This is a genomic window from Nostoc sp. CCY0012, from assembly GCF_963920855.1.
In the GTDB taxonomy this organism is placed as follows: Bacteria; Cyanobacteriota; Cyanobacteriia; order Cyanobacteriales; family Nostocaceae; genus Cyanocohniella.
The window spans coordinates 35,131-54,059 of sequence record NZ_CAWUDM010000040.1 but is presented as its reverse complement, the minus strand read 5'-3'; the positions used below and the strand labels follow the sequence as shown (position 1 = coordinate 54,059).

Genomic DNA, 18,929 nt, shown 5'->3' with positions numbered 1-18,929 from the left:
CTCAGTCAGACTCCTGGTATACAAGCGGTTCAAGACTTTTCTGCACCACTAAGGTAAGCTACTTTGATGGTTGGTGGTTGGTAAAGCTAATTTACTGGGGATAGTCGTTATTCAAAATTGCATCAATTCCATTTTGTACTCGCGCTATTTCTAAACGCTGCTGATAAATCCAAACTTTTTCTGCTAGACGCTGTTCTGGTGTTTCTTGTTGATATCGTAACTGTCGCTCTAGAAAGTCATTATAAAAGGCGATCGCTTGTTCCATTCCTTGAGTAGTTAATTTAAATAATTCATCAATCACAGCATCAATTACCTTTTCTAATTTTTCTATAACTTCTTCGTGACACTTAGTGAACTGGTTTCTAGTAATTGTTAAACCGCTTTGTTTGCTTAGGAAATCAGATGTTTGAATTACAGAATCAATTAAGTATTTAATGTTGTAATATATGATAGCTCCTCTCTCTTTAAATATAAATGCTGTTTCAACTAATTTTTTGATAGATTCATTGACAGAATTAAAGATACTAACTACTTGATATTTTTCTTTTTGATCTAATTGATCAATGCATTTTTGAAAAAAAGCTATACGTGGTTCAACTATTTGATTAATTATTAATGCTGTCGAATACATTAAAGAAATCTTGATTTCTTCTATTTGTGTTTCTATTTCAAACCTTAAATGCTTGACAAAACCATCTTTTTCAAAAATATTTAATGCATTTTTGTGATTCTTATTCTCAAGCAAAAAATATTGTTCAAGCTTTGTTACTTTTTTATGCCAATTTATCTTAGTTTTTTCAAGAGTTTCTAACTTGTATTGATTTTTTAAACGACGAAGTTTAAATACATTACCACTTAAGGCTCCTAATTCTTCCCAAAGATCAGATGTTGCAATGTCAGTAATTCTTTGTTTACTATGCCAAACATCTTCGGCATCAGATAAATTATTAAAACATTCTTGAAGTAAATTCCTCAGATTGTTAGCATATTTTTTAACTTCTTGAATACATGGGTTGATTGATTGATGAAGTTGTGTAGCTGATTGCTTAAGTTCTAATGAACTTTCCTCAAGCATTAAAATTTCATCTATAGATATAGCCACATCTTGAAATCTGTTTAAATATTCATTCATATTAAATTCCCCGTAATACTACACTCAATAACTGGTACTCTATGAATTTGTATTATTAACCTTAATTACAGTATGCCCAAATTTTACTAAAATTAGACATCTCCGAAAAAATACGGTTATTTTTGGTAATCACAAAAGTTAGACTACCAAAATTACCTTTTAAGTTAATTACAATATGTTATTTGAGTTTGCTCCTATCATTCAATCCGGTATTGAGGCTGGTGTTTATGAAGTTGTCCGTGATGGAGCCGGAAAGTTGATTGGTCTGGCTAGAAACAAAGAAACTGGTCAATTCGTAGCTCATGCAATTGGTGTAGTTAATAAATTCGCAGGAGTTTCAGGAGTTCCTACCACTTCCTTATTCGCTCCTGTACAGATAGCGATGGGTGGCTTACAGATGCTTCAAACTCATAGGGGTTTTCAAAAAACTTACAAAATGATTGAAAGTCTTCAGCATAGTGTAGGGATTCTACAAGCTACTACATCTGTAATTGGTTGTGGTGTAGCCGTAGGAGTTGTACTATCAGCGGTAAATCTTTATCAAGTTCAAAAATTGAAAAAAGAGGTAGAGTTATTGCATCTGCATATGCACGAAGGTTTTATTGATATCAAGGAAGCTTTAAAAGACCAGGGAAAAGAAATTATTCAACGAATTGACCAAGTTGCTCAAGATGTCAAATACCAGCAACATCACTTGGTCTTAATTCAAGCTTCTGGGCAATTTCAGGAAGCATTAAGACTAATTAAAACTGCTCAATCAATAAATGATTCAAATATAAAAAACTCTACACTGTCAAATGCACAACTAATGTTGACAAATGCTTTATCGCAATATAATAATCCTCTCCTATTAGAAGAAACTTGTGCTGCTGGACATCTTCGCCGAGTAGAGTGTGCTTGGTCAATTGAGCAAGCGATCGCTTTAACTTATCAAATACAAAATGAGTCAGATGCTGTAAGCAATTGTCTAGCACATCTACAAAATAAAATCCGTAAAGATTGCCTTACTGTGATTGAGCGATGTGAGTCTGAAGAAGAATTAGATTTTATTTTTCCGGAAATTGCCTGTATTCGTAACAATGATTTACCAATTTTGGAATCTTGGCAAAATCATGTTGATTGGATAAAAAGTTTATGTCCCAATGAACAAAAAAAATTAGCAAAGTTAGAATTGCCATCTACTGCTAATTCAGAGGATAATCTACAGTCAGATATTGTAGCTGAGTCAGAGGAATTAGTAAGTTATAACACTTTAAAGCAAAAAGCTCATTATTTGTCTTTACGCGATCAACTTTTATTTATGATGAATCCAAATTTGCGGAGTAATTACGAATCTTACATTGCTCAACAAGCAACTGCTTTAGGTCAAAAAGGATTAATTCCTTTAAATTGGCAAGAAATTCCAGATTTAACTCTTGCTAATCTTTATTGGTATTTTAAAGCTAAAGACAAAACAAAGGTATGAATAAAATTTAAAAAAAATTTAACTCTTATATTATATTTAAATATCATTAACCTCAATCTAAAATACAAAATATATTAACTCCCCTGGCTGCAAAAAACCAGGAGTGTTAACAATAGATGACTGCATAATTACAAACGTTGGAGCAAGCTTAACCCATGAGTATCAGTACCACAGGTATTAAAAAGATTATGTTCGCTAGCTAATTGTTGTACTTGTTCTGACTCCAAAGAACTTGGTCTCCAGGGTTTAGGATTGTTGTAAGCATAGAAAGCTTCAACACCATCGATCCCCCGTTCTGCGGCTGCGGGAATTAAGTCGAAATGCGATCGCTTGTAACGCACTGGATGAGCCAAAACAGCTAATCCTCCGGCATCATGAATAGCAGAAATCACGTTTTTTGCTTGATATGCTGTGCCTGTAGTAGCTTTTTTTTGCAAATAAGGTTTGATAATAGAACTTTCTGGCTCAAAAGCATAAGCCAAAATGTGAACTTCTACATCTAACAGGTTGGCATTAATTTCTACACCACTCCACAGGTGAGGAGTATTTTCACCAGGATTTTGCCACTGCCAGTCTTCTAACCAAGTTTGTGCTGCTTCATACCCACCAATATTATGATGGTCTGTAATAGCCAATCCTTGCAACCCGATGGCGATCGCCTGCTCCATTAATGCACTTGGTTGCAACTTGCCATCGGAATGGACTGTATGCATATGAAAATTGAATAACTTAGGACAGCTTTTGGCATCAACCTTGTGGAATATTTGCCTTAAAAGTTCTGCGGAAGTAGAAGTCCGAGAAAAATTTACAACCATAGCCCTCTCTGAATAAAAATATGTGATTCCCCATACACACCAACACGCAACACTTAATATGTGAGAAAATACCAGTACTTAGAAAGTATCGGTAGCTATTTTCTCAGTTTTAATTAGCCAAATTTTTCAATATGTTAAGACTACCTTAGCAAATCTCAATGCTTGTGGCGATCAGTATTTTTGATTGCTGACATAAAGTTTAGTGAAAAATTGTCCTGATTAATCGATGCATCTGGCATTATGACAGCGAGGAGAACGCTTTTATGGGACTTCCAGAAATTAAATTATCCAATTTACTGGGATGCAAGGTTATCTTTCTCCCCCCTGCTCCCCTGCTTACCGAATGATTCGACATTTATTTAGTTTGAAGTCCCTATGCCCTCAAGTCTGAACAATGCCCAGGACGAGTAAATATAATTGCGGCATTATCTCTAGAACTTACACCTGACTTTTCACCTCATGTGGAAAAGTCAGGAACTTACGCAAGCAAAATTTGTCATTGCAACGATAGGAAAGCAATTCCAGAGTTTTCGGTGATGACGTCGCTATCGCTGGTAATGACATAACTACGTGAATTTTAGGTAAGTCCTAATATTGCAATAGTTTATGTTCTCTTCCCGGTGGAAGAGTCAAGCAAGCTAAAATTTCCCTAAGTTACTTTATAGGTAACAGACTAAATCAATCAATATGCGGATAAGATTATCGACATACTCTAGTCTTAGAGTATAAAACTTTATTGTTACTTCTCAGGAGTGGTGTAAAGTTGAGTTTCCCTATTTTGTCTACCAAATATCTTCAAGCAGATATCCTGCAATCAATGCTAAATAACCAGGTTAACAAATCAAACCCTGCCCTGGAATTGGCAAGACCTGCTATTTCGAGAATATTATCTTTCACACTTGGTATAGGAGTAGTAAGCACAGTGTTACTCAGTGTAAACCTCAGTAGTGCCGTTGCTCAGTTGCCATCTCTACCAAAGCAAATACTGCTGAGTGAAACAACATCTCAGCTTAATATGTTGTTTGTGAACCCAGACATGGGTGACGATACTGTAAATAATGGTAGTGAAAGCGCTCCCGTCAAGACAATTACCCAAGCATTGAAACTAGCTACTGCCAATACGGTAATTGTACTGTCCCCAGGCACTTACAGCGCTGACACTGGAGAGTCTTTTCCTCTGCTTCTCAAAACGGGTGTTTCCATTCAAGGCGATGCTGCTACCAAAGGACAGGGCATAACGATTCAAGGCGGAGGTGGATTTCTCAGCCGCAGCTTTGGTGGTCAAAACGTTACCCTGATTGGGGCCAACCAAGCGAAGTTAACTGGAGTAACAGTAACAAACCCAAATCCCCGTGGTTATGGTTTATGGATTGAATCAAGCAATCCGCTAATCACGGACAATACATTTACTGGCAATACCCAGGATGGGATTTCTATTGCTGGCAAAAGTACCCCAACTATTAACAAGAATTACTTTCATCGCAACGGTGCCAATGGCATCACAATTGGTGGTACTTCTCAGCCCCAAGTGCGGGAAAATGTCTTTGAACAAACGGGTTTTGGGATTAATATTACCCAAAATGCTGCACCTATAGTAGTCAGTAATCAAATTCAAAACAATCGCTCTGGAATTATAGTACAAGCTAATGCTCGCCCAATTTTACGCAATAATTTAATTCAAGGTAGTCAAGAAGATGGTTTAGTAGCGATCGCTCAAGCAATCCCAAATTTGGGTACTGTTGCTGAACCAGGTGGTAATGAATTTCGTAATAATACTCGCCATGACATTAATGCTAGTGCCGCGAAAGAAGTAATTCCTGCTGCTGGCAATACGCTGGCTCAAAATCGCGTTGCTGGTCAGGTAGATTTCAACGCACAAATAGCACCCATAGCGGAAAATTCTCCTCCCGTTACTGTGGCCAATCGTGTTATTCAAGACATCCCAGCCAATGGAGAAATTACTTTTGCTGCGCCTAGTCAGCCCACCCAGCCTGTGCAACCACAGATGAATTACGTCAAGATCGATCCCAATACGGTTGAATTTACGGCTCCTGCATCACCGCCTGTAAACATCAGTCCCATCCAACCATTGCCTACATCGGGGGAACCTCCGTTTGGTGAATCAGTTCTACAAGCAAACCCTAATGGTAATCTTCCCATTGGCGCTTCTGGTAATCTGCAACCGACACCAGTGACCCCAACTCGTACAACTGCCTTGCCTCCTACTAACGTTCAACAGAGGGGTGTCCGTTACCGCGTAGTGGTCAATGTTACCACCGACCGAGAAAGAGATATGGTGCGAAATTTGGCACCTGGTGCATTTCCTACTATCCGTCAGGGTCGCAGAGTCATGCAAGCGGGAGTTTTTAGTAATCGTCAGAATGCTGATGAAATAGTAAGCATACTGAATAGTAATGGTTTAAAAACCATTATTGAGCCGTTGAATTAATACAGAAAAGTTTGGCTTATCTTTTGGGAGTATTTCCGGAGATAAGCTAATTTTTTATACTTATTCACTAAGTAAATATTTTTATATTTTTGCTTAAAATTGGTAACTATTTGACTGAAGTCGCTGATAGCGTGTTATTTTTGTTACAAATATTGTAATTATAATCGACAAAATATTTGGCGGATTTAAAGTAAATTAGAACACTAAGTGCGCTTTAATCAGTTTATTATGATGTTAATATGCTGTAAGTTTTTCATGGAGGAACTCTATAGGGCGCTTAAATTAAGTTCATGAAAAGTTTAAAATCTTACTTAAAGAACTGAAGTAAATTAAAATAGCAGTAAATCAATGTAAAATCACGAATTTGCGGCTAAATAAAGCCTAGAAAAGCTCAAATACCAGTAATTGCTAGATTTTAGTCATTTAAGGGATTAAATTAGCTTTATCTGTATTTAGACTCTTTAGCTTATTTTGCAACAAATTTCATTTATAACTCTAAGTGGCTTGAGTAAAATCTAGTCAATTTTAGTGCAGCATTTTTGTTGCTGATTTTGGCTGCTTTTTAAATGAGAAATTTTAAATCTTCGACGCTAACCATCGAATTAAATTCTCCTAGCAATTGGATCATCAGACTCCAGCAAGTAGATTTTGTGTCCGCAAAAAATAGTTGGTACACAGTTTATGGAACTTAAACAAACTAAGATTAAAAGAAGACGAGGAGTTGTCTTAACTTCTCAGGGACTACAGCGGTTACAAGAAGCGATTTTATCTTGGGAAATAGCAGAAAACAAAGGCGATCGCTTAAGTTTAGATGACCTGAGCAATGTGGTCAATGTTTCTACTAAAACTCTGAGTCGATTGTGGTCTTTGAGTCAAGGTGTAGATCAAAAAACTCTCCAATTGTGCTTTAGTGCCTTTAATCTAAAATTAGATCGAGAAGATTACAAAGCTTTGAGTGAAGATCACGAAACTGAAATATCCAGTTTTTCTTCAGAAAATCAGTCTCAACTTTCTAGTGATCAATTAAAAAATTGTTTCTCATATCCAGATGGGCCAGTAGCATTAGATTCCCCTTTATATGTTGAGCGTCCACCCATAGAAGAATTAGTTTATCGAGAACTTACGCAACCAGGGTCTGTAATTAGAATTTTGTCTCCTAGACAAATGGGTAAAACTTCTTTGGTACTGCGTCTTTTAGACTTTGCACAGACACAAGGATATCAGACTGTTAATCTCAATTGCTCCCAAATTGATGACAACTGTTTAACTAACTTAAGTAAACTTTTGCGTTGTATTTGTTGGCAAATATCCCAACAATTAGGGATGGAACCTAAGCTTGATGATGATTGGGATGAGGAACTTGGACATAAGTTAATCTGTAGTTTTTACTTGCATAATCATATTCTCAAGCAGAGTCACAATCCTATCGTTCTGGTATTGAATGAAGTTGATTGCTTTTTTGAGTATCCTCACATTGCTCAAGAGTTTTTTGCTTTGTTGCGTTCTTGGTGCGAGGAGGCACGACAAAAGCACCATTGGCAGAAGCTAAGATTAGTGGTGGTTTACTCTACAGAACAGTATATTTCCCTAAATATTAACCGCTCACCATTTAATATTGGATTACCTATCCGTCTGGGCGAATTTACACAGCAACAAGTAAAAGATTTAGCCAAAAGATACGGTCTAGATTGGATTTCTGGTCAAGAAATTGCTCAATTAATGTCTCTTGTGGGAGGTCATCCAGCGCTGATTCAAATAGCTTTGTTTTGTCTTGTATCTCAAAATATGACTTTACAAGATTTAATACAAGAGGCGATGGCTAATGGTGGCATTTATCGTCATCACTTATGGCGATACTGGGTAAAACTGCAAGCTAATCCTAAATTGTTAGAAATATATACTGAGCTTGTAGCAGAACAAGGTGTGATTCTTGATCCTGTGGATACCTATAAACTCGAAAGTTTAGGATTGATTTGCTTTAAAGGCGATCGCATCTTACCCCGTTGTGAACTCTATCGGTCTTATTTCAGAAAACAACTGTCTGTTTTGACCTAAATAAATTCTGCAATCAAGGGTGTTTTAACCTTTCAAGTTCCTTGATTGTGGAATGATATCGTCTGACGCAAATCAGAGAATTTGCCACTATTAAAGATTCATTATTTAGGGGTATCTTCTAAATGCAAAGAACTGGGAATTGCGTAGCATATATCATACAATTGATATTTGGCTGGTGCCATTTTTATTAGAAAATACAAATATTTAATTATTTATGCTGTTTTATTGAAGTAAAGTTATTAATTTATATTATGTCTGTCAATAATGGTATTACTTATATCAGTAAATTGCAAGGACAATTAAGACATTTAACCAGAAAATTACACATTAAAAGGACAGTTAAGACAGTTAAGGAATTTATCTAAAAAATCTAAATCATATAAAACTTTTTGGTTATTGTATTTGATAATAGTTAAGCTATGTCTTACTTATCAAGAGTGACCATATATAATGGCAACAAAATTTCTACAAATTACTAATTATTGTGTTAGTTTCTTTATTTGCTATCAAAAGATGATATGAAATACCAAGTTGGTGGCAGTCTCCCTAGCGATGATCCTAGCTACGTTATTCGTCAGACAGATGAACAACTTTATGCCAGTCTCAAAGCTGGCGATTTTTGTTATGTCTTCAATGCTCGGCAAATGGGTAAATCATCACTCCTACATCGCACAAGTAATCATCTGAAAAAAGAAGGTCATAGCTGTGTTTATCTAGATGTGACCCGCTTGGGTAGTGAAGATACAACAAGTGAACAATGGTACAAAGGGATTGTTATTAGTCTTTTTTACGATTTAAATCTGGCTGAAAATTTTAATTTTAAATGTTGGTGGGAGATGCAAGCGGGTCTTTCTCCGGTGCAGAAGCTAAATCAATTTGTAGAAGAAATTTTATTGGATCCAGCACAAAATCAGCGGTTTTTTATATTTATAGATGAAATTGATAGTTTATTAAGTTTGAGTTTTGCAGTCAGTGACTTTTTTGCCTGGATTCGTCATTGCTATAATCAGCGATCGCACGACCCAAAATTTCAACGTTTAGGATTTGCACTGTTTGGGGTAGCTAGTCCATCTGACCTGATTACTGATAAGCGGCGCACACCTTTTAATATTGGTGCAGCAATCGAGTTGTCTGGTTTTCAACTCCAAGAAACAACACCATTACTCAAAGGATTAGAAAAAGTAGTCAGTCAACCGCAAGTAGTATTACAGAAGATTCTTGACTGGACAGGTGGACAACCTTTTTTGACGCAAAAACTGTGTCAGTTAGTTGTCCAAATTGCCTGGGAAACACCAAACAAAAAAATTGATTTACCTCCAGCTACTGAAGGGTACTGGATAGAACAACTGGTCAAAAAGCAGATTATTCAGCATTGGCAATCTCAAGACGAACCAGAACATTTACGCACAATCCGCGATCGCCTGCTTTATGATGAACAACGAGCAGGGCGGTTGTTAGGTCTTTATCAGCAGGTATTAGAAGCTGAAACCGCCGGAACAGAAGGACAAGCTAACCCTCCTTTAGCCATCGATGATAGTCGAGAACAGGCAGAATTATTGTTATCTGGTTTAGTTGAGAAACACAAAGGCTACCTGAAAATTAAAAATCTAATTTATCGACAAGTTTTTAATGACCAATGGGTAATTAGGCAATTAGACAATCTCCGTCCTTACTCACAAATATTTAATGCTTGGGTAGCATCAGGTTATAAAGATGAGTCACGTTTATTGCGGGGAGAGGCTTTAAAAGATGCTCAAAATTGGGCGTTGGGTAAAAGTTTGAGCTTCAGGTGGTGATGACAATACAATGATTTTGTGGAATTTGCCGCAAATTCTCCAGCTAGATGCACTAGCTTATGGTTGCAAGTTGGTACAAAATTATTTGCAAAATAACATAGCAGTGGAAGAGAGCGATCGCTCTTTGTGCCATTAATCTGGTACCGCTATCTTGGAAGTCAAAAATCAAATGTTCAGGAAATGATATGTCTTATCCTTCAGCACCTTGGACACTTGTAGGCGATGCTATTCAAACTCTGCATTTGGTCAATATTGAACAAGTGCGTTCACTTGTGCCGACAGAGTTAAATATTATTTCTGTATGGCCTGGTAAAACTCTTGGTGGTATCTATTTATCTCGGTATGAATCAGGCTCAGTGCTGCAATACAGTGAGTTAATTGTTGTCTCGGCTGTGGTGTTTTATCAAGGTAAAATAGGCCCTTGGATTTCCCATATATATGTAGATAATGCTGATTCTGTAGCTGGTGGACGGGAAATTTGGGGATTACCCAAAGAACTTGCCGATTTTACCTGGGAAGGAAAAAATGTCACTGTGCGTCAAGGCGATCGCCTGCTGTGCCATCTCAATTACAATCAGCAAAGTCTAGCATGGCGACAAAAGTTAAGCGCTTCTGCTTTCAGCGTCATGAATACTAATTTATTAGCATTTCGGGCTGAACTTGATGCTCGTTTGGGTTTGGTGGGTTGCAACGTACAAGTCCCGGCTACAAGTCCTTTTGCGGGTATCAATTTCAGTCAGCCTGTTGCTACTGTTTGTTGTGAGCAAATGAGGTTATGGGTTGATGCACCACAAGTTGTGGGACAGAGAACAGGTAAATTAAGTAATATTTAGTACTTTCCTTAATATTGCTTGGTCTTCCACCTTAGCTTTCAAGCGCCCATTTTCTACATCACGAATCCAACTTTGGCTTTTACCTGTTAACTTGGCTAATTCCCTCTGGGAAAGTTTTAAGTTTTTTCGCGCTTGCAAAATTTCTTCGCCAGGTAATTCGCTTGTAGTTACGGCCTTTCTTCGGCTTTTGACAGTTCGCCTTTGCTTTTTTTGGGAGTCCGATATTTGCTGTTCCCACTCCGTCGGTAATTCAAAAGACAAAATCCGCGCATTCATCAACAGATTCCATTTACCACGGGGGCCGGAATCCGTGAGGCGGGTATTACCACCACCGTCATTAATCCAAAATTCTAATGCTTCGTCTGGATCTTCGGGAATACCCATTAACTTCGCCCACAAAGGTTGAATTTCTAACGGGTAAGTTACTGGGTCAAACATCGGTTTGATGCCATGATGATTGAGAATTTCTAGGTCACTTTCAAAAGTTCGCAGCAAGCGCTTACGTTCTTCGCGTTGTCTAGATGCAACAGCAACTTTTTCTTCCCCATAAGCGATGCGGAGCAAAGTAGGAATGGTGATGCGTTGTTCTTTGCCCATTTTGGTTTTAAACAGCAACCATAGCATCATGCGAACTGCGCCTTCATGCTGCTGCCAAATACTCATAACTGTAGTTAACAGCGTTTTAGGTAGACTACCATATTGATAAAATGCTGTTCGCTCTCTACATGCTTGTTTGTTTAAGAAATACTTTGCCCAGATGCCAGCTTTGACTTTAAAAGTTAGTCCAATCAAATATTTGCACCCTAAATCGTCTTCTTGGAAGTGATGCTGAATATTGACTAAGTGCCATAGGCGGCTTTTTGTTACCGAAAATCCTGGGACTCGTCCTTGTTGGGGCCAGTCAATGGAAATTACCAACGAACAAGCCTGCTGGACGATGTTTTTCATTAAAGCCAACTTGGCATTTTTACTGAGGTCTTTTCGTTTCTCTAAGCCTAAATATTTCTCAATTTGGCGTTCGTCAATGGTAAATTCGTCCTCCCAAGGTTGATCTAAGGATGTAGCATAGGCAGCAAACATCAAATGAATACAAGTAGCGCGAATATCAAGGGACTCTATGGCAGCTAACTCGGTGACGCGATTTTGAGTTGGGACATCGCCATTGTTAACCGGGAATGGATCTTGGATGTGAAAGGCGATCGCACCTCTTCCTTGTTTGAGTTTACGCCCATAACACAGGTATCCTTCAGCATCAATTTCCCAATTGAGAGATGTCCGTTGCGCTAAGACATTGCAAGCTTCCCAGATGGCGATCGCTGAAGCAAACGGAGTATTTTTACCGTTGGCGAATAAATCGTGACTGGGAGCATCTCTCGGCTCAAGTTTACATCTACCTTTTTTAGCTTGCCAAGGTATGGGCGAATTAGTTGGACAAGCCATTACACATTGTGGTTCGGGATAATAGCCTTCACAGTTATTACAAAGAGCAGGATCTATCCAGTATTCATCGTTTTCGATTTTGATTGCACCCGTCGGACATTGTGGGCGGCAGTTGTCACATCCAACGCAACTGTTGTTAGGAATTGTATAAGGCATACGGCTATCGGGCTTCTTCCCACTCTAATCGTTGAGATGTTTGGTTTAAGTCTCCCCTGGATGTTTTTTTATTCGTCACTTGCCACCAAATTATCTTTCCAGCAAGAAAAATTTCTTCCTGCTGTCATAATTCCCCACATCCGTATTTAAAATACACATCCAACTGGAAGCTTATTTAAACTTTTGAGGCTGCTGTGGATTACTTCTTTATTAACTATACATTTCATAAATACGGGCATAAATTTGTTCATAATGAGCCTAGGTGGCTTTCTTAATACTTTAATCAAAAGTTAGCTGATAAACTGTTTTCTTTGACCAGAGAGACTTACCCAAAGTGTTTTCAAAGAACATATATGTAAATTATTACTAGGCTTCATTCTGTTTATTAATAATTTTAATATTTAACGCAGATTAATTTTCTGTTGTTAAATATACAATTTGCTTTATCCATAAATCAATGTTTAATGTAGGTTTTTGATTTAGAAAATATAGAAGAAATCACATTACAAAAAAGTTCAATTTTATTATTTTATAAATAACAAAAGCATTATTATTGAATGTAATAAATAAACATATAAAATGTATATGCGGCTACAATTTCTGACATATTTTTATTTGTGCCAGCAGTCAAAATGAAAATTAATTTCATTGAACACAGCAACAAAGTGTACTGTTTAAGTTTTTCCTGAGTGATGTGAAAAACATCCAGTTCTATAAAACCCAGCTTTTAGTTGAGTTTTCAATCATCTGTAAATTACCAATCGCTGACTTATTAATAGTAAAAACTTTCATTTAATCAATAAAAACAGTACAAGTACGTCCCAAATATCAGAAAGTCATGAAATTTTAATCAACAAAAAAATAATTGATTAATAGTTAAAAAAGACAATCATCTTGGGTTAGGATGATGATTAAAGTACAAACAATTTTGTAGGCGGAATTGCCGAGGGTTTATTCATGGCACAACTAACAGGATTGACATTTGGCGGTAATACCTGGACACCTAAATTTGCCCAGGAAATTGACCTAGAGAAATGTATCGGCTGCGGCAGATGCTTTAAAATCTGTGGTCACAATGTATTGAGTTTGAAAGCACTCAACGAAGATGGAGAATTTGTAGAGGATGAAGATGATGATGAAATAGAACGTAAGGTGATGGTTATTGCCAACCCAGAAAACTGTATTGGTTGTGAAGCTTGTGCCAGAATTTGTTCCAAAAATTGCTATACCCATGCGGCATTAACTAATTAATGCATAGGTGAATTGCTTACAGACTTGGTTGTTCCAAAAGGCACCGTCAGCATCAAGCATGAATGTCTAAGCAAGGTATCTAGAGGGGAATATTAAATACTTACTGTAACTAGCAAAGAGTTCATAGTAAGCAGATTTGTAAATCGTAAATTGTTAGTTATTGACAAAATTATACTTGCTGATAATTGAACTGTATCAATAATAGAGCTAATGGTGTCATCTGGAAACAACTAATTTTTTGTAAGCACAAAGTGCTTCCGTCGTAGGAATTAAATATAGCGTGAAATTTTTGGGGGAAAGATGTGAAATGATCTGGAAAATTCCCCCAATTTCTGTAAGTGTGAGATAGAAAGTTAATAAGTGAAAAGAAAAAACGCTGCCCTGTGAATGTGTAAAAGCAAAAGTGGGGAGTAGGGAGTAGGGCAATAGTTATCACATGAATCACTAATACCCAATACCTATTGTCCAATTCCAGAAAATCACACCTTTAATGATGGCTTATAGAGCAGGTAGCACCTATGCAAAAAGTTCCTGTTTCACTATGGACTCTGGTTGCTGGTATAGTAGTCACAGTAATCAGTATTTGGATCGGTCAAAATAATACTCTACTGCCAGAACAAGCATCGCAACAAGCACCCTTGGTAGACGCATTTTTCAATGTCATGTTTACCATTGCGATCGCCCTATTTCTGATTGTCGAAGGAACGATTCTAATTTTTCTAGTTAAGTACCGTCGTCGTGCAGGTGATGACACCGATGGTACACCAGTAGAAGGCAATCTTCCTTTAGAAATTTTTTGGACAGCAATCCCCGCCGTCATTGTCGTTGGTTTGGGCATTTACAGTGTAGATGTGTACAACCAAATGGGCGGATTTGAGCCGGGGAGTCATCCTCATGCTATGGCTCATGTCAGTGGTAGTGCGATCGCTGCTACTCTCGATGACACCTCAACATCTGCAACTACCGCCAACATTGGTATTGGTGCATCTCCCAAATCACAAGGAAAACAAGCAGACTTGATTGTTGATGTCCAAGGGATGCAGTACGCCTGGATATTTAACTATCCCCATAGTGGCATTACCACTGGAGAATTACACGTTCCCATTGGTGCTGATGTGCAACTGAATCTTTCAGCACAAGATGTCATTCACTCATTTTGGGTACCACAATTCCGGTTGAAGCAAGACGCACTTCCCGGTATTGCTACCCAATTACGATTTGTCGCCACAAAAGTAGGTACATATCCTGTAGTTTGTGCAGAACTGTGTGGTGGTTATCACGGTTCCATGCGGACACAAGTCATAGTCCACACCCCAGAAGAATTTGATAACTGGCTAGCACAAAGCCAAATCGCTCAAGCGCAAGACCTCAATCAAGCCGTAGCAGTAAATCCGGCGGAACTATCAACATCAGAGTTTCTTGCACCCCACATTCATGACTTGGGTGTCAACACAACCACCCTCGCCCAGATTCAAAAGTAATCGTTAGTCATTGCTTGAGGACTTTCCAAACCTCTTTCCTTAGTGTACTTTGCGTCCTTTGCGGTTAGTTATTCCCTTAATTAATGATGACAACTGACTAAGGACAAAAATAAATTGTCGCAAAATAGCTTATGACACAGGTAGAATTTCCCCGGAACACGCCACCCGAAGGAAATCCAGAAACAACGGCGGAAAACCATCCCCAGGCGTGGAAATGGACTGACTATTTCACATTTAATGTGGATCACAAGGTAATTGGGATTCAATACCTAGTGACAGCATTTGCGTTTTATCTCATCGGTGGACTGATGGCGGTGGCTATCCGCGCCGAACTAGCCACACCAGAGTCAGATTTACTCGACCCCAACTTGTATAACGCCTTCATGACCAATCACGGGACGATCATGATCTTCCTGTGGATTGTTCCCAGCGCCATTGGGGGCTTTGGTAACTATCTCATCCCCTTGATGGTTGGTGCCAGGGATATGGCCTTTCCCAAACTGAATGCGATCGCCTTTTGGTTAAACCCCCCAGCCGGACTACTAATTTTAGCTAGTTTTATCTTTGGTGGTTCCCAATCTGGTTGGACAGCGTACCCACCATTAAGCTTGGTGACAGCACCCATCGCCCAGACACTCTGGATTTTGGCCATTGTTTTGGTAGGAACTTCCTCCATTTTGGGTTCGGTGAACTTTGTGATCACCATCCTGATGATGAAGGTTCCCAGCATGAAATGGGATCAACTACCCTTATTTTGCTGGGCAATCTTAGCCACTTCAGTCCTCGCCCTACTTTCTACACCCGTATTAGCTGCGGGTTTAGTGCTGTTGTTATTTGACCTCAACTTTGGTACATCCTTCTTCAAACCAGATGCCGGCGGTAACGTTGTTATTTACCAACATCTATTCTGGTTTTATTCCCACCCAGCAGTATATCTAATGATTCTGCCCATCTTCGGCATCATGTCCGAAGTCGTCCCAGTTCATGCCCGTAAACCGATTTTTGGCTATAAAGCGATCGCCTATTCTAGCGTCGCTATTTGCGTAGTCGGTTTATTCGTATGGGTTCACCACATGTTTACCAGTGGTACACCCGGTTGGATGCGGATATTCTTCACAATTTCTACCCTCATCGTCGCCGTACCCACTGGCGTGAAAATATTTGCCTGGGTTGCTACCCTTTGGGGTGGTAAGATTCGCTTCACCAGTGCCATGCTTTTCGCCATTGGCTTATTGTCCATGTTCGTTATGGGCGGCTTAAGCGGCGTGACAATGGGAACAGCCCCCTTTGATGTCCACGTCCACGACACATACTATGTAGTGGGACACTTCCACTACGTCCTCTTTGGTGGTTCCGTGTTTGGCATTTACGCCGGTATTTATCATTGGTTCCCCAAAATGACCGGACGCAAGCTGAATGAAACCTGGGGACGCATTCACTTTGCCCTCACCTTCGTCGGCACTAACTTAACCTTCCTCCCCATGCACGAGTTGGGTTTACAAGGAATGCCCCGCCGGGTTGCCATGTATGACCCCCAATTTGTTGACCTCAATCAACTTTGTACCATTGGTGCATTTGTCTTAGCCATATCAGTTATTCCTTTTACTCTCAACATTGTGCAAAGTTGGCGCAAAGGAGAATTGGCGGGTGATAATCCTTGGCAAGCCTTGAGCTTAGAATGGACAACCAGTTCACCACCCCTGATTGAAAACTGGGAAGAATTACCTGTTGTGACTCATGGCCCTTACGACTACGGTCATGTTGAAGTACAACCCGTTGGCACACCAGAAATTAGCGCCTAACAATTAGTCGTAATTGCCAAAACCCTTTTTAACCCTCTTACCTTTGTGTCCTTCTCTTCTCCTTCGGAGACGCTAACGCGAACGAGACGCTTCGCTAACGCATCTTTGCGGTTTGTTTCTTTTGCCCTATTCAACAACAGGCGTTGCTGATTGAGAAAATGATTTGTTTCACGCAAAGATGCAAAGGCGCAAAGGTATACAGCAAAGAAAGGTAATTTTGGTATTACACAGTACCTCATTCTGGTTGGACATTTAGAGGGTAAACAATATGACTGTAGCAACGACAAGTGAACATCACGAAGAACATCATCCAGATTTACGAATTTGGGGATTATTGACATTCCTCTGTTCTGAATCACTGATGTTTGGGGGCTTTTTTGCTACTTATTTGTTCTTTAGAGGCATTACAGAAGTTTGGCCACCAGAAGGAACAGAAGTAGAATTATTTTTGCCCGCGATTAACACCATTATTCTGGTATCTAGTAGCTTCGTCATTCATTTAGGTGATGTGGCAATTAAAAAGAATAATGTTATGGGAATGCGGTTTTGGTATCTTGTGACCGCACTTATGGGGGCGATTTTCTTAGTTGGTCAGGTTTATGAGTACATGAATCTAGGCTATGGCCTGACTACTAATGTTTTCTCCAACTGCTTTTATATCATGACAGCGTTCCACGGTTTGCACGTATTTGTGGGACTGTTATTGATATTGGGTGTAGTGTGGCGATCGCGTCGTCCCGGTCATTATTCTGCTACCAAACATACTGGCATCGAAATGGCAGAAATGTATTGGCACTTTGTGGACATTATTTGGATTATTTTGTTCACTTTAGTGTACATTTTGACGTTGTTTTAGAGACTAGGGGCTAGGGGCTAGGGGCTAGGTAAAAATTTTCCCAATCCCTAATCTCTGGTTCCAAATCCCCAATTTCTAAAGGAGATTACTATGCAACTTGACGCGAATAAGTTCTCATGGTTTCAAGTTCCAGAAGATGTTAAAAAGTTATTAATACTGGCAGCAGAAAACTGGGAAAATACTACGGAATCTGAAAAATACATTCATCAAGCTTTAGCTAAGACTGGAAATTATACAGAAGTGTTGGTATCAGCATATAGATTTTTTTATTATAAAAATAATTATTCACTAGCGCTACAAACAGCAACCAAAGTTTTAGATAAAATTAAAGAAGCAGAAAAATTCCCAAATAATTGGGAAGAACTTCAGCCCATATTAGTGAAACGGCAAGAGGAACCACAAATCAGATTGTATTTAAACGCTTATGCGGCTTCTGGTTTGGTATTAGCAAAATTAGGGGAAATTGAGCAGGCAAAGGAAATCAGTAATAGAGTCAAGCAAATTGACGAAAAAAATGATTTTGGAGCCGGAATCCTACTAGACATTTTGACCCGTCCCGCAGAAGAAGACGATTAATTACTCAACCATCAACCATCAACTGCCATGAATAGTTTTTTCATCTATCAACCTGTATCTTTATCTGACAATCCCAATCCCAACCCTTTTCCTTCTACTATTTCCATACCAGTTTTTCCCAGTCTTCCCGATAGTCCCAACAACTATCCACCTCCTTTAATAGTCTTGCCTCAATCTTCCCAATTGACATTTTAATCATGTTCCAAGGTAAGGATTGGCTAGTAACTGGAGATGGTCAGTATCAAGTTTGTAAATCTGTACGAGCCTGGGATTTATTGAGGGAAAATTACCGTCTCTATCGGTTTTTAGCGGAGCTAGAAGACGTTCTCAATCAAGTGGATGATGAATCTATTCGTCTGCCAGAAATCCGAATGCTGGTTAGACGTTTGATTGTCAATTCTTATTGGGTACAAAGTCAACATTTAGAGCCTGATACCAAAACGGGAAACTCTGTTTTACTCCTATACGATGAATTGGGTTTTCCCTTGACAGTGCAAACGGTAACATTTGCACCGGGAACGCGTTCAAACATTCATAATCATGGAACTTGGGGAGTAGTTGCTGTATTAAAAGGTCAAGAGAAAAATACCTTTTGGCGACGTACCCCCAGCCCAGATTTTGCCGACAAAATTGAACCAACGGGAGAAATAACTTTATCTCCTGGAGATATTGTCAGCTTCACGCCCGATGCAATTCACAGTGTCCAAGCAGTCAGTGAGGAACCTACTGTAACTTTTAATCTTTACGGGGAAACTGATCCAAAAGAGAGATTTGAGTTCAATTTAGTTACCCATCAAGCAAAGAATTTTTGATGAAGGGGTG

General features: G+C 38.9%; 16 protein-coding genes. 13 read left to right on the top strand and 3 right to left on the bottom strand.

The genetic code is table 11. From position 1 onward, the window contains the following. Positions 1–91 precede the first annotated feature (91 nt). Positions 92–1,132: a hypothetical protein gene (locus ACM0OS_RS13645; protein WP_414543730.1), complete on the bottom strand. Its 1,041-nt coding sequence runs from the start codon at positions 1,130–1,132 to the stop codon at positions 92–94. A 175-nt stretch (positions 1,133–1,307) separates the two neighbouring features. On the opposite strand from ACM0OS_RS13645, the gene ACM0OS_RS13640 reads away from it, so the two are divergent. Then, positions 1,308–2,597, top strand: coding sequence for a hypothetical protein (locus ACM0OS_RS13640; RefSeq protein WP_414543729.1), 1,290 nt, complete (start codon positions 1,308–1,310; stop codon positions 2,595–2,597). A 128-nt stretch (positions 2,598–2,725) separates the two neighbouring features. Here the strand turns inward: ACM0OS_RS13640 and ACM0OS_RS13635 are convergent, their stop codons facing one another. Beyond that, positions 2,726–3,412 (bottom strand): PHP domain-containing protein, encoded by a 687-nt coding sequence (locus ACM0OS_RS13635; RefSeq protein WP_414543728.1) that lies wholly within the window; start codon positions 3,410–3,412, stop codon positions 2,726–2,728. Positions 3,413–4,229: 817 nt separating this feature from the next. Here ACM0OS_RS13635 and ACM0OS_RS13630 point away from each other — a divergent pair. From ACM0OS_RS13630 to ACM0OS_RS13610, 5 genes are all read left to right on the top strand, one after another. Beyond that, positions 4,230–5,861, top strand: coding sequence for a DUF1565 domain-containing protein (locus tag ACM0OS_RS13630; protein WP_414543731.1), 1,632 nt, complete (start codon positions 4,230–4,232; stop codon positions 5,859–5,861). 681 nt (positions 5,862–6,542) lie between these two features. Next, positions 6,543–7,916: an AAA-like domain-containing protein gene (locus ACM0OS_RS13625; RefSeq protein ID WP_414543727.1), complete on the top strand. Its 1,374-nt coding sequence runs from the start codon at positions 6,543–6,545 to the stop codon at positions 7,914–7,916. A gap of 518 nt (positions 7,917–8,434) precedes the next feature. Beyond that, complete coding sequence (locus tag ACM0OS_RS13620; protein ID WP_414543726.1) at positions 8,435–9,712, top strand: AAA-like domain-containing protein; 1,278 nt, start codon at positions 8,435–8,437, stop codon at positions 9,710–9,712. Between the two features lie 10 nt (positions 9,713–9,722). Next, entirely contained in the window at positions 9,723–9,848 is a 126-nt protein-coding gene (locus ACM0OS_RS13615; protein WP_414543725.1) for a hypothetical protein, read from the top strand. Between the two features lie 49 nt (positions 9,849–9,897). After that, positions 9,898–10,545 carry an acetoacetate decarboxylase family protein gene (locus tag ACM0OS_RS13610; protein ID WP_414543724.1) on the top strand — a complete coding sequence of 216 codons (648 nt, stop codon included), beginning with the start codon at positions 9,898–9,900 and terminating at the stop codon, positions 10,543–10,545. Here ACM0OS_RS13610 and ACM0OS_RS13605 read toward each other — a convergent pair. Continuing rightward, complete coding sequence (locus ACM0OS_RS13605; RefSeq protein WP_414543723.1) at positions 10,531–12,141, bottom strand: helix-turn-helix domain-containing protein; 1,611 nt, start codon at positions 12,139–12,141, stop codon at positions 10,531–10,533. The two genes, ACM0OS_RS13610 and ACM0OS_RS13605, sit on opposite strands and share 15 nt — an antisense overlap. 957 nt (positions 12,142–13,098) lie before the next feature. Here ACM0OS_RS13605 and fdxB point away from each other — a divergent pair. The 7 genes from fdxB (at position 13,099) to ACM0OS_RS13570 (ending at position 18,919) form a co-directional block, all read left to right on the top strand. After that, entirely contained in the window at positions 13,099–13,392 is a 294-nt protein-coding gene (gene fdxB / locus ACM0OS_RS13600) for a ferredoxin III, nif-specific (protein WP_414543722.1), read from the top strand. A gap of 518 nt (positions 13,393–13,910) precedes the next feature. Further along, a complete protein-coding gene (locus ACM0OS_RS13595; protein ID WP_414543721.1) occupies positions 13,911–14,873 on the top strand; it encodes a cytochrome c oxidase subunit II in 963 nt (320 codons plus the stop codon). A gap of 131 nt (positions 14,874–15,004) precedes the next feature. Further along, positions 15,005–16,675 (top strand): cytochrome c oxidase subunit I, encoded by a 1,671-nt coding sequence (gene ctaD, locus ACM0OS_RS13590; RefSeq protein WP_414543720.1) that lies wholly within the window; start codon positions 15,005–15,007, stop codon positions 16,673–16,675. A 268-nt stretch (positions 16,676–16,943) separates the two neighbouring features. Beyond that, the gene (locus ACM0OS_RS13585) at positions 16,944–17,531 is read left to right on the top strand and encodes a cytochrome c oxidase subunit 3 (RefSeq protein ID WP_414543719.1); all 588 of its coding nucleotides are present in this window, start codon (positions 16,944–16,946) and stop codon (positions 17,529–17,531) included. 90 nt (positions 17,532–17,621) lie between these two features. After that, positions 17,622–18,107, top strand: a complete 486-nt coding sequence (locus ACM0OS_RS13580) for a hypothetical protein (protein ID WP_414543718.1) — start codon at positions 17,622–17,624, stop codon at positions 18,105–18,107. A gap of 27 nt (positions 18,108–18,134) precedes the next feature. Next, complete coding sequence (locus tag ACM0OS_RS13575; RefSeq protein ID WP_414543717.1) at positions 18,135–18,302, top strand: hypothetical protein; 168 nt, start codon at positions 18,135–18,137, stop codon at positions 18,300–18,302. Positions 18,303–18,304: 2 nt separating this feature from the next. Continuing rightward, positions 18,305–18,919, top strand: coding sequence for a cupin (locus ACM0OS_RS13570; RefSeq protein WP_414543716.1), 615 nt, complete (start codon positions 18,305–18,307; stop codon positions 18,917–18,919). Positions 18,920–18,929 lie beyond the last annotated feature (10 nt).